This window comes from Enterococcus sp. DIV0755b (assembly GCF_051713765.1).
Lineage (GTDB): Bacteria > Bacillota > Bacilli > Lactobacillales > Enterococcaceae > Enterococcus_C > Enterococcus_C canintestini.
Genome location: NZ_JBIOQN010000001.1, coordinates 1,111,186 through 1,124,521, shown reverse-complemented (window position 1 = coordinate 1,124,521; position 13,336 = coordinate 1,111,186). Strand labels below are relative to the sequence as shown.

The following is a 13,336-nucleotide window of genomic DNA, read 5'->3' as shown; positions in this document are numbered from 1 at the left end:
AGTATTAACATATGACATTCTCTTTAATCCTTAGCTCACAATTACTTTAACCATGTATTTTCTTCAAACAATGGAATAATTATAGAATCATAAATAAGAGAATAATCAAAATAATAAAATAGTACAGCAAAATAGCATACTAAAACTGTATTCATAACTAAATCTTTACCAATAAATTTTTTCCTAATACCTAATGTATTTGAGAATAAAATATAGTTAAAAATCAGCATAGACCGATACAACCTTAAAAATTCAATTGAATAAAAAACTAATGGGAACAGTGCAAATAGAAATAAATTTAAGTTTAGATACTGCTTACTTGCATAAATATTACTATCTCCAGTATAGATATTCTTGTTCATATAAAAAACAACAAGCATAAAAGTTGTAATAAAAATCATAAAAACACCTATTTTTGTATTTATGCTTGTCGATAAATCAAAGTAGTGGGAAATACGTACCCATATTGGTGGAAAAAATTTTCTAATCACAGTCAGAATTATGGGAAATAATAATAGCATAGTAGCAATCGATACCAGAATCATTTTAAAAACTTTTAGAATATCTTCTGTATTTCTAAGAAACAACAAAAAGACAAATAGAAAGAAAGTATAGTGCACAGAACCTGCCAAAATTAAAAACAAGAAAAATTTCAATTTATCACTTTTTTCAGCAAAAAAAAGATAATAGACACCACTAATCATTAAGGCCATTCCTAGGAAGCTCCTAATTTGAGCCGCGTCATTAAAAAAAGGATAGATACAATATAGGACTGATACAATCCCTGGACGGTCAGATAATAATAAAACTATTCTCGCAATTAATAGTAATGATATTATAAAGATCAAATTTATAAATGACTGGAAGTTTAAACCGACTAATTTACTTAACTTAACTAATAACTGAAATCCTATATCAATATCAATATAATTTTCCGGATAAACATATATTGCTTTATATGTTACCCTATCAGCAATACTATTGTTAAATGCCATCAATATAAAAAGATAAAAGTTTAATAAAAAAAATGTAAATTTACTTTTTGAAAAAAATAAATTCAAGAAAATAATAATGAAAAATAGAATTAGACTAACTTTCATACTTTTCCTCCGTATTTTTCATTAATCTAAATAGTAAGCTATATAACCTTTTCAAGTCTACTTTCTCTCCGTTTTTTAAAGACATTTTTACGTATTGTGTAAATCTAATAATAACCAGTAATAGCAAAGCTAAATTGGAAGAATTTGTATATCTTTTATAAAAATAAAGCTCACTCTCCATAAAGTAATTAAATGCTGTGGTAGAGCCGATGCCTGTGGAGGCTCCCCCAATATGAATTATATCAGCCTTACTACTATATAAAGTTTTGTACCCTATTTCTTTCATCTTCATTCCCAGTATAAATTCTTCATGATAAAGAAATACATTTTCATCAAAAGGGAGTATCTTTTCATAACATTCTCTATTCATCATAAAACAACAACCAGATACTGCATATACATAAAATGATAATTCAGGACGTTCACGATTCGTATAGAAAAATTTTTCTATAGTCTTTCTTGCTAAAAATTTTAGTGGAGTATTTCTCAACATAGATAAGTAGGTACTTTTAAGTGTGACATCAGATTTCATAGAAATTTCTTGTAATTGTCCATTAGGAAGAAATACTGTTGGACCTATAATCCCTACATTAGAATTATTCCCAAATTCATTTACCAACCCTTTAATAGTATTTTCATTGAATATTACATCATTGTTTGTAACAATTATGTATTCACAAAAATCTTTTTGTGCCTCAAAGCACCCCACATTATTTCCTGCAGAATAGCCTCTATTTTTTACATAAAAGTACTTATAATCAATGAATTCTTCTAGTGAATCAATAATCAAGTGTAACTGTGATTCTTCAGAATTATCAATTAAATAAAACAAGTATTCAAAATCATCACACTTTGATAGAACTATTGATTTTAAGCAATCATTAGTCAAATTTCCATTATTATATGTTAATATTACTATGCCAATTTTACTTTTCATTCAAGTTCTCCCACAGTTTCCTTCCACTTACAAATAATCGATTTTTCTCCAAAAGACTCATTCAAAGAATAACTTAGTGATTCTTTCTTCATATTAAATAGATGATCTTTATTTTTATCAACGTAAATTAGCTTTTCAATTAAGTACTCGACTAACAGATTATCAATTTCAAATTTATTATTCATTTTTTTTATTCTTTTTAAAACATCTTCATTTGGTATACCAGATGAATCCCACGGTTTTAACTTAGGTGAATACAAAAAGCCATTTTTTGTATCTTTAATCATCTCATTAATAGCATAAATATCTGGGCCAATTAGAGCACAACCATTCTTCATTGCTTCTAAAAAAACCATTCCAAAGCTTTCATATCTTGTTGGTAATAAAAATATATCGGCAGCAACATATAATTCTTTCAATTCATTTGCTGTCAAATTAAAATCAAATATTTCAACATTTTTTTGTTCACTTAAAAATGCAAAGAATTCTTCAGGTATATTTTCAATTTTTGTAACAACCACAAAAGAAAATTGTTCGTTTTGGGAAGAATTAAAAAACTCAATAACCTTACAAAGCTCTAATCCACCTTTACCAACAAAAGTTGCACCTACAAATAAAATGTTAGTTATTTTTTCATCTACATACAAGGCTTCTTCTTGTAAACTCTCATGTAAATCAGGATACAAAGGGTAAATCTGAATAACTTTTTCCAAATGTTTTTCTTCATAGAATTCATTGAAACTACTATAGCAAATTTTTGACATACAAATAATCTTCTTTAAATGCTTATTCATAATAAAATTATTTACGCGAATTTTTCCAATTCCGTACTTCATTTTTGTATGGCTGTAGTTAACTAATGCCGTCGGATTTTCTAAGAAAACAATATAATTATTAGTTACATTTCTTACAAATCTGTTATAACTGAAGTAGTTATATTTTAAATCACTTTTACCATCATAAGATGAAAATAGTCCCAAAAAATCAAATATTTTTAAATTAAACAGTCTTAATAATATCCGCTTATATTTTTGTGGAACTTCAAAGTTTTTATTAGTATCATATTCAAACTTAAACTCCTCAGATTTAAATAAATTTAGCAAAAAACTCCTATAACGTCCTAATACTTTTATAGTCTTCAAGACATATCAACTACTTTCCTTATCATCTTTGCGAGATCATCATACGTTATTCTTCTATCAAAAAGGCTTTCACCTAACAATCTATTATTTTCACCCATTAATTTTAATTCTGATTTTGATTTTCCGATTATCTCAATAATTGCGTTTTTTAACCCATCTGTATTATTAAAGGTATTAATTCCAATGTGCCAACTATCCACTAAATTTCTATACTCTAAATTTTCTTGTGTATTAATAACAGGTAAACCTGCCGCAGCATAATCTCCAACTTTATTGATAATACTTTGAGCCGCACCGTCTCTTATAGGGTTAATGGCTACGTCCATTTCACCAAGTTTGTTTACTAACTCAAGATAAGGCAATCTACCATAAAAAGTAACTATATCTTCTATCTCTAATTCTTTTGTCTTTTTTTCTAGTGATTCTTTTAATGGACCATCTCCAAAAATATGCAATTCAATTTTCTTCTTCAAATTTTTAACAATAGAAAATGCATCAAGTACATGATTTAAATCATAGCTATGACCTAAGGTTCCAACATACGTAAATCTTATAACATCATTTGTTTCATTTTTTTTATTAAAATATTTGTCAAACTTTCTAAAATCAGAACCTAAATACACCACTTTTGTATGGCTATTCATTTTTCGATATTTATCCACTATCTTTCCATACGTATTTGATACTGCAACCGTATAATCAACTTGCGAATATATCTTTTTAGAAAGTCTTCTTGAATTAAAAAACAACACCTTATTTACCATTTCAGGAAATGGACTAACCATTTCAAATGCTTCTGGCCATATATCTTGTATATCAGCAATTGTAAAAATATTATTTTGTTTTGAAAAATCAATTATTTCTGCACCATATTCTAAGGATGGCACTGAAAAATAAATTAAATTAGGTAATTCATCTTTATCTTTCATTTTTTTTAAGTATCTAAATACACTTCGCGCAAATACTTTGTTTGATAAAATTCTTTTAAGAGAAATGTTCTGTTCATAACCAATTGTAGAAAGAAAAGTTATCTTTAAATTTTTATCTTCAATTGTTATATTTTTTTCTTTATCATATCTAAAAGTTTTTTTCGAATGTAAGAAGTTAGAAGTAATTATCTCAATTTCTAAATCATCATATTTCTTTAACATTTTTTTTGCTAAATATAAAAAACGAGAATTTCCGCCTTCTTCATCAAGAGTAAGGTAATTTACAATAAATATAATTTTTTTCACTACATAAACTCCTTGTTGTTTTTTCATACGTAGTTTTTTATATTTCAATTAAACTAGTTATTTATTAAAAACTATCATATTTTTTGCTACTTAATTAAGAATTAGCATATGAATGGAGTCGAACCAAAGAAATTGACTAAACTTTTATTTGAAAATTTATCAAAAACCTGAGAAAGATACGTATGTATATTTTTCATAATTTAGAATATCAGCTTCTCTAATTCATTCACCTACATTGAATTTATGAACATTGAGACGGTAGTGTGAAATTCCATTAGATAATTTCTAATTTAATAATGTGCATATACTTTTACTGATAAACACTTTGATCAATATACCAAAATATTTATTCGAATATCTATTGAAAGTAACTTAGAGATTCACTCAAATGTAACTATAACAATATCTGAAAATAGTTATCAATTGTCCTCATTATTTTTAAAGAATAATGAGATATTAAATACTTATCGGTTTACACAAATTACTTTTATTTCATGAAAAAACATTTTTATATGTTGAAGCTCAAATTCAAAGGAACTTTTTATCACAAAAACACTTGAACACTTCATCCAATTAATCCAAAATACGCTATACTATTTCTTTATTATCTTAACTTCATTATATTTCAACATAAAAACATTACTAGAATAATCTAAATTCTTTGCTCGAGTTATTTCTCCCTTAATATTTTGAATAATATATTTTGTAAAATCAACACCACATTCATATGCATGGGGATATCCACCACCAAAACGCGGATTAACCTCAGATAAATAGTACTTTCCGTCTTTTTCGAAAATATCAATATCAATCGGACCAAAAAAACCTTCACTGTTTTCAACAAATTTTTCGACAAGAGATAGTATCGAATAATTTTTTACTGAAACAGCCTTATCAGTTTCTCCCGCTCTCATTTTCAACTTTTCCTTTATAAAAATCTCAACCAAGTGCCCTGTATTTAAATCAATATAACAATCAACACCAAATTCTTTTCCATTCATATTTTCCTGAATCATTAATGCTTGCTTAGACAATTGAAATACAATAGATAACTCTTCAATTGATTCAACTTTTTGTATTCCTAAACTGGCACTTCCATAAATAGGTTTTATAAAAACAGGAAAGTCTATGTCTCCTTTTTCCCTAGCATTCTTAAAATCATCCAATGAAAAAAAACTTTTTTGAGTAGGTATTTCATTATTAAGCAGAAAATCATACATTTTCTGCTTATTTAAGCATATTTGAGCAGCCTCATAAGTAGGACCAATCACAGTAACCCCAATATTTTCAAAATCATTTTTATATTTCGCAATGATTGTTAATTCTGTATCAATTAACGATAATAAAAAATTAATTTTCTTTTTTTTACAAATTTCAAGAATAGTAGGAATGTATTGATCATTCATAAATTCAGGGACTATAAAGAAATCATCACATTCATACAGCGCTGGGGCCAATTTACTAGCATCCGCGCCATAAATCTTCCCTCCAAGCTCGTAGATACTTTTTTTAAAATATTGAATTATTTTATTTCTCGTACCACAACTCAAAATCAATCCATTCATATTAATTATCTCCCTTTTTTCGTACTATAAAAACTTCTCTCTTAGTTCTACATCAACATACTTTCCATCAATATAACGATGTTTTGTCAAGGTACCAACATGTTGATAATTATGTTTTTTCCAAAACTTCACGGCAGATTCATTTTCTGAAACTACAGAGAGAATTATTTTCCTTAAATTCAAAAATTGTTTGGCGTAATTTTCAATTCTGTTTACCGCTATGGAAGCTGCTCCTCTTTTTTGAAACTTTTTATTACCTATATAAATTCCAATCTCACAAGTTCTATGAACCATATTTATGTCATATAACCCAACCAAGCCCACAGGTTCTTCTGTTTCTCTGTGTATGATAATAAATCTCTTAGTACTAGTGGACTGTTTTACTAAAAAAGATATATTATTATTAATATCAGCTAATGATTGCGGAGCATATCCTCCCCCTAAATATTTAAAAATTTCCGAATCATTTTTCCATCCATAAATATATCTTGCATCTTCAATCTCAATTGGTCGCAAAGTAAAACTCTCCATTATTAAATTATTTCCCTTCACCATAAATATTTGTAGAATTAAAAACTTTAATTAGCGTCATCATAAAAATCTTCAAATCAAATTGTATAGAAACTCGTTCAACATATTTATTATCCAGAACTATTCTTTCATCCCAAGGCACAGAATTTCTTACTGTACATTGGGAGAATCCAGTTACACCTGGACGAACTTCGAACCTTTTCTTTGCCCAATCCGGATAATTCTTATAGCTTTTATAAGGAAAATAGGTTACCGGAGGTCTTGGACCTACAAATGACATCTCCCCCTTGACAATATTTATTAACTGTGGTAATTCATCTAAGCTTGTTCTTCTTAAAAACTTACCAACTTTTGTAATTCTGTTATCAGTATCAGACTTAACAGTTAACCCATCTCCAATATTTTCAGCGCCTACGCACATCGTTCGAAATTTATAAATTTCAAATGTTTTACCTTGTAATCCAATACGTTCTTGTTTAAAAAATATAGGTCCTTTTGATGTTAACTTTATAGATATGGCAATAACAATAAGTATAGGAAGTAAAACTAATAATAACAATATAGAAAAAAGTAAGTCTGAATATCTCTTTATTATACTTTCATATATTTTACCCTTCTTCATTTAAAACAACTCTCTTTATAATTGTAGTTACTCTTTCCAAATCAGTTTCACTCATTTTCGAATCAGAAGGCAAGCAAATGCCATGTTCAAATAATTCTTGAGATACATTATTACCGATAAAGTCATAATTTTTAAAGATTGGTTGCATATGCATTGGTTTCCAAATTGGTCGTGATTCAATATTTTCTTTTTCCAATTCGTCCATTAAGAAATTGGGACTCATATCTTTTAAAGTAATTACTGACAACCAATAATTAGGCTTATTCCAATCATTTTCAGGCATAAAAGAAATTTGAGATAATTCACTTAACTCTTTCTTGTAAAAATTATGAATATACCTTTTTTGTTCAATTCTTTCGTTAAGAACTTTTAGTTGGCCTCGACCAATTCCAGCTACAATATTACTCATACGATAATTATAGCCAATTTCGTTATGCTGATAATGTCTTGCTTTTTCACGAGATTGAGTTGACCAAAAACGCACTTTTGCAATTTTTTCTTCATTGTTTGAAACTAACATGCCACCGCCAGAAGTTGTGATAATTTTATTTCCATTAAAAGAAAAAATTCCATAATCACCAAATGTACCTGTGTACTTTCCTTTGTAGGTCGTCCCTAATGACTCTGCAGCATCTTCAATTAGAGGTACATTGAATTCCTTACAAATTTCCATAATTTCATCTAATTTTGCAGATAAACCATAAAGATGAACAACAATAACAGCTTTTGCTTGGGGATATTTTTTTAAAGCTTCACGTAAATAGTTAGGATCCAAATTCCAAGAGTCTTTATCACTATCAACAAACACGGGAGTAGCATCTTGATAGATAATTGGATTTGCTGTAGCTGAAAAAGTAAGTGACTGACAAATAACTATATCCCCTTTACCAACGCCTACAGCTTTCAGAGCCATATGAATTGCAGAAGTTCCCGATACTAACGCTGCAGCATGTCCAGCGCCAACAAATTCAGCCAATTCATTTTCAAATCCTGTAACATTTGCACCTAAAGGAGCGATCCAATTTGTATCAAATGCTTCTTTTACATACTCTTGTTCATAACCTTGATCACTCATGTGTGGTGAAGATAATAAAATACGTTTACTTTCCATTTTAACTCCTCCTATTTATTGGATGCGTTGGCAAAAGCAACAACCTCTTTAGCCAATTCTTTATCATCAACATTAACTAGACCTTGAACAAACGTCATAACGTGCTCTAAATCAAAGCCTTTAATGTTACCAACAAAAATCTTTTCATAAACTTCTTCATCGTTACGTTCTTTATCTAAAAGTAGCTCTTCATAGAGTTTTTCACCAGGACGAATACCGGCCTCGACAATTTCAATATCATCTTCTGTATAACCACTTAAACGAATCATATTTTTCGCTAAATCTAAAATCTTCACTGGTTCACCCATGTCTAAGACAAAAATTTCGCCACCTTTTGCTAGTGCTCCTGATTGAATTACTAAACGACTCGCCTCAGGAATTGTCATAAAATATCGCGTCATTCTAAAATCAGTGACGGTAACCGGTCCACCTTTTGCAATTTGTTCTCTAAATAATGGAATAACGCTACCACGAGAACCTAAAACATTCCCAAAGCGCACAGCAGAAAATTTCGTTTTTCCAGTTTCATTAAGACTGGTAACAATCATTTCTGCAATTCGTTTGATTGATCCCATCACATTTGGTGGGTTATTGGCTTTATCAGTTGAAATCATGACAAAATTTTTTACATGATTTTCTTTTGCTGCCTCGGCCACATTTTTGGTACCAAAGACATTGTTTTTAACAGCTTCTCTGGGATTATATTCCATTAAAGGAACATGTTTATGTGCCGCCGCATGGTACACAATATCTGGTTGATAACGGGCCATTAAATGAAAGATTAATTTTCGATCTTGAATATCAGCAATAACGGGAATGAACTCGGTTACTTTATCTTTATACTTGGTGGTTAATTCACGATGAATTTGATAAATTGAGTTTTCACCATGCCCAAGTAATAAAATTCTTTTTGGATTAAATTGGGCTACTTGGCGACAGATTTCTGAACCAATCGACCCCCCAGCCCCAGTTACTAGAATTGTTTTACCTGTCAATTGATCTTTAATTGAAGCAATATCCAGTTTTACTTCATCCCGGCCTAATAAATCAACCACATCAATTTCTTTTAAGCGTGAAAGACTGACTTTTCCGGCTGCAACTTCTTCCATAGAAGGCATCGTGTTAACTTTCACTTCATATTTTTCTAAAAGTTGAAAAATCTCCCGCAATTTTTTTCGCGGTAAAGAAGGAATAGCAATCGTAACCATGTCAATCTGATTTGCTTCAACAAGTTCAGGTAAGTCTTTGATATAACCTAGAACTTTTCTACCCGAAAGGTAGGTTTTTTGTTTATTAGGGTCATCGTCGACAAAGCCGATAACATCGATATCACCGGCTGTTTTTGAGCCAAGAAAACTATTCAGTAAAATCCTTCCACCCTCACCGGCTCCCACCACGAGGGTACGTTTCACTTCTTCGCTACTTGTTCCATGCATATTGCGCCACTCAACAAAAAGGCGCCATAAAAGACGACTACTTATAATTAGAAATGTTGCTAAAATATATGTAAATAATTCTAACCGTCGACTGTACTGTTCATCAAATAAGATTTCTAATAAAATAAGACTCATAATGGTTTGGGAAGTGGTCGCCAAAAAAATCGCAATCATTTCTCGTAAGTTAGTGTACCGATTAATTCTAGTAAAAACGCGAAAAGCAAAGCCAAAAATCAAATACAACCCAACAGATAGTCCGGCTGATACCATGACAAATCTTTCTGTAATTGGTACAAAAGGTTTCATAAATAAATAGGCTAAAAAATTAGCCAGTACAATTAGTAAACAGTCGACTATAACCAAAATCGCAATTTTTCTTTTTCGTGTTAATGCAAACACTCTTACTCCCCCTAAAACAACCCGAATTTTTTCTTTTTAACTGCCGTATAGGCTGGCATTTCAACTTGATCCCCATTTAACAAGTCTTTTGCCACTTGTTGCATTGCGACAACTTTTTCTTCACCAAAATCTTTAGCAATTGCCTCATAGGCTTCTTTCATATAGAAATTACGTTTATTTACCCCATGGGCATCAGATGCAACCATTTGCACCAGATTGTGTTCAACCATTTCTTTTGCTGTTTTTTGAATTGATTTTCCAAAAATGCCAACATAACTTGGTGCGGTTAGTTGCGCTAAACACCCCATCTCTAAATATTCAATTAATCGATTGGGATCTTCACGAAATTTAGCATTCCGTTCTGGATGGACAATCACTGGTATTTTTCCCATGCTACGTAATTGGAAAAATATATTTTCAGTATAAGCTGGAATATCCATTGTCGGAAACTCAATTAATATATATGTATCATCTAAATCAGTAAACAGAATCTGGCCACTTGCGATTTCTTCCATCAAATCTCCTGTAATCCGCACTTCTTGACCTTCTAGAACTGTTAAGGGCAAATTGCGTCGATCTAGTTCCTCTTGTAAATTCAAGACACGAGAAACGACTTCTGATTTTGGATTGGTATATTTGCCGTTATTATGATGGGGGGTACAAAGAATATGAGTTATACCTTGACTTATTGCTTTTTCAGCCATAGCAATACTTGCATCTAAATCTTCTGCCCCGTCATCGATTTCGGGTAAAATATGACAATGTAAATCAATCATCGTTTCTCACTCCTTAAATTTAACTACCGTAGTAATAATAATAACCTTGATCTTTAGTGTGTTGGGCACCATTATAAACCACACCTAAAACCCGAGCACCAACCATTTTTAATAAATCACGGGCTTTAATCAATGATTCTTTGCGAGATACATTTTCACGAATAACCAGCACTGTACCATCCGCTTTTGAGGCCATAATTTGTGCATCGGTTACTGCAACTACTGGCGGCATATCAAAGATGACAATATCGTATAAGTTACGGGCCTCGTCAATCACTTGGTCCATGCGAGCAGAACCTAATAATTCAGAAGGGTTAGGTGCCTTAGGGCCACTTGTTAATACCGACAAGTTTTCAACAGTAGTTTGTTGTGCAGCCTCTAAGACACTTTTTGGTGTACTCAAAACTGTACTTAAACCTACTTCATTATTTAATTTGAAAGTTTTATATACAGTTGGCTTACGCATATCTGCATCCACTAATAAAACACGTTGCCCAGACTTAGCAAAAACGACTGCTAGATTTGCTGAACTGGTTGATTTGCCTTCTCCTGGACCAGAAGACGTAACAACAATTGTTTTAATTTGACGATCAGCAGAAGAAGCAAATTGAATATTAGTTCGAATTGTCCGAAATTGTTCTGAAATTGGTGAGGATGGATCAACTAAAGTAATTAAACTCACCGGATGAGTTTGAGTGCCTTTACGTTCTGTATGTTTTTTTGCCATGATTACTCTCCTTAGACACGTGAGCGGCTGCGCCGAGACACATTGTTTTCTTTACTATCATTATTTGTACTAGCCTTTTTAAAAGATGGAATTAACGGTTTTTTTTGAATCGTTGCATCTAATTCTTTTTGACTCATTTGTGGCACCGTACCTAAAATAGTCAGACCTAAATCTTCTGAAACAAATTTATCGTCTTTAACTGTTCTGTCTAATAATTCTAATAAGAAGGCTAGACCAATCCCAATCATAACCCCTAAGACAAGTCCAATCGCAAGGTTCAGCTTGTTATTCGGTGATACTGGGGCCATACTAGCCGTTGCTTTTGAAATAATAGAAATTTTATTAACTTCTAACACATCTTTAGCTGTCTCTTGGAAAATTTGTGACGTTGTATTAGCGATGTGTTCAGCATTAATCGCACTACTATCTGTTGCTTTAATTGAAAACATTAACGAGTTTTGTTGTTGCGTTACTTCTAGCGCACTTTTAATTTGTGAAGTTGTCATATCTAGATTGTATTCAGATTCCAAACGGTCTTTGACTTGATCAAGCACCAGATCTCCAGTAACCAATTCTTTATACGTATTAATCATCTGTAAGTTTGTATTAACATCGTTAGGATTTGCTGTTGCATCTCCTTGGGGTAAAGTCACAATTAATTGCGCTTGTGAACTGTACTTTGGTGTAATGATAAAAAATGTTGCAATACCAGCTAATGCTAACCCCACAAAACTACAAATAAAAATTGAAGCCAAATGTTTTCGTAAAATATCAAAAATTTGTTTCAGACTAATTGTCTCTTCCATTTCTCCGCCACTTTCTTTAATTATTTACATCGAGTGTTTTTTTCAATTCGGTTTGTACGCGATTTAATTCTGTTTCACTTACCCGTTGATAAGAAATACCATCTTGCATGAAACCTTCACCTTGCAGCTGATCTTGTTGAATAGTTGTAAACGCTCCACGATAATCAGCAGCAATTTTTTTCATATCATCAAAACTCATATCCGTTTTAACATTTTCTTGCATCGCATCTAATACTTCTTTATAACGGGTTACGCCGTCAAATGTTAATAGTTTTTTGGCAACACCTTCCACGATTTTTCGTTGCCGTTCTTGACGACCATAGTCACCTCTTGGATCTTCATGTCGCATCCGTGAAAATGACAGTGCTTGGTCACCATCTAAATGAATTTTGCCATATTCAAAGGTGTAACTGTCTTGTGTGAACTTTTGATCGTTACTAACAGTGATGCCTCCAACAGCATCCACAAGTTCTTTTAGACCTTTCATATTGATAGCAACATAATGATCGACTGGAATATCTAGATACTTTTCAACAGTATCCATTGACATCCCCGCCCCACCAAAAGCATAGGCGTGATTAATTTTATCTTTGGTTCCTTTGCCGACGATATCGACATATGTATCACGAGCGATACTTGTAATTAGCGTTTTTTTCAAATTAGGATTAACCGCTGCTACCATCATCGTGTCAGAGCGACCTACTTCTGTTCGGCCTAAATCACCAGTATCAATTCCCAGTAATAAAACTGAAAATGGTTTTTTTTCAGCAATAACTTTGCCTTGTTCTTCTTTACGTTTGGAATCTAATTGACGCTCCACCGATTCATAAGTCTTTTGCACAGAGCCGCTTAAGTCCATGTAAACTTTTGCGCCAATACCGACAGCTACAATTGTAAGTACTGCGATAAAGCCGACGATTCCTAAAACAATCTTCTTTCCTCTAGACAT

General features: G+C 31.4%; 13 protein-coding genes. All 13 read right to left on the bottom strand.

Annotated elements, in window-relative coordinates; translation table 11 throughout:
- Positions 1-41: 41 nt before the first annotated feature.
- Positions 42-1,100, bottom strand: coding sequence for an EpsG family protein (locus tag IGI65_RS05310; protein ID WP_438773472.1), 1,059 nt, complete (start codon positions 1,098-1,100; stop codon positions 42-44).
- On the bottom strand, positions 1,090-2,037 hold the full coding sequence (locus IGI65_RS05305) for a glycosyltransferase (RefSeq protein ID WP_438773471.1): 948 nt from the start codon (positions 2,035-2,037) through the stop codon (positions 1,090-1,092). The genes IGI65_RS05310 and IGI65_RS05305 overlap by 11 nt, the downstream gene beginning before the upstream one ends.
- Positions 2,034-3,179, bottom strand: a complete 1,146-nt coding sequence (locus tag IGI65_RS05300; protein WP_438773469.1) for a glycosyltransferase family 4 protein — start codon at positions 3,177-3,179, stop codon at positions 2,034-2,036. Before IGI65_RS05300 ends, IGI65_RS05305 begins: the two co-directional genes overlap by 4 nt.
- Positions 3,176-4,414 carry a glycosyltransferase gene (locus IGI65_RS05295; protein ID WP_438773467.1) on the bottom strand — a complete coding sequence of 413 codons (1,239 nt, stop codon included), beginning with the start codon at positions 4,412-4,414 and terminating at the stop codon, positions 3,176-3,178. The genes IGI65_RS05300 and IGI65_RS05295 overlap by 4 nt, the downstream gene beginning before the upstream one ends.
- A 593-nt stretch (positions 4,415-5,007) precedes the next feature.
- Positions 5,008-5,979 (bottom strand): ATP-grasp domain-containing protein, encoded by a 972-nt coding sequence (locus IGI65_RS05290; protein ID WP_438773466.1) that lies wholly within the window; start codon positions 5,977-5,979, stop codon positions 5,008-5,010.
- Between the two features lie 24 nt (positions 5,980-6,003).
- Positions 6,004-6,495 (bottom strand): GNAT family N-acetyltransferase, encoded by a 492-nt coding sequence (locus IGI65_RS05285; RefSeq protein WP_438773465.1) that lies wholly within the window; start codon positions 6,493-6,495, stop codon positions 6,004-6,006.
- Positions 6,496-6,517: 22 nt separating this feature from the next.
- Positions 6,518-7,132: a sugar transferase gene (locus IGI65_RS05280; RefSeq protein ID WP_438773464.1), complete on the bottom strand. Its 615-nt coding sequence runs from the start codon at positions 7,130-7,132 to the stop codon at positions 6,518-6,520.
- Positions 7,119-8,243 (bottom strand): DegT/DnrJ/EryC1/StrS family aminotransferase, encoded by a 1,125-nt coding sequence (locus tag IGI65_RS05275; protein ID WP_438773463.1) that lies wholly within the window; start codon positions 8,241-8,243, stop codon positions 7,119-7,121. The genes IGI65_RS05280 and IGI65_RS05275 overlap by 14 nt, the downstream gene beginning before the upstream one ends.
- Positions 8,244-8,254: 11 nt before the next feature.
- Entirely contained in the window at positions 8,255-10,078 is a 1,824-nt protein-coding gene (locus IGI65_RS05270) for a polysaccharide biosynthesis protein (protein ID WP_438773462.1), read from the bottom strand.
- 11 nt (positions 10,079-10,089) lie between these two features.
- Positions 10,090-10,854, bottom strand: coding sequence for a tyrosine-protein phosphatase (locus IGI65_RS05265; RefSeq protein ID WP_438773461.1), 765 nt, complete (start codon positions 10,852-10,854; stop codon positions 10,090-10,092).
- Between the two features lie 19 nt (positions 10,855-10,873).
- Positions 10,874-11,581 carry a CpsD/CapB family tyrosine-protein kinase gene (locus IGI65_RS05260; RefSeq protein WP_438773460.1) on the bottom strand — a complete coding sequence of 236 codons (708 nt, stop codon included), beginning with the start codon at positions 11,579-11,581 and terminating at the stop codon, positions 10,874-10,876.
- A gap of 11 nt (positions 11,582-11,592) precedes the next feature.
- Positions 11,593-12,387, bottom strand: a complete 795-nt coding sequence (locus IGI65_RS05255) for a YveK family protein (protein ID WP_438773459.1) — start codon at positions 12,385-12,387, stop codon at positions 11,593-11,595.
- Between the two features lie 16 nt (positions 12,388-12,403).
- Positions 12,404-13,336, bottom strand: coding sequence for an LCP family glycopolymer transferase (locus IGI65_RS05250; RefSeq protein ID WP_438773458.1), 933 nt, complete (start codon positions 13,334-13,336; stop codon positions 12,404-12,406).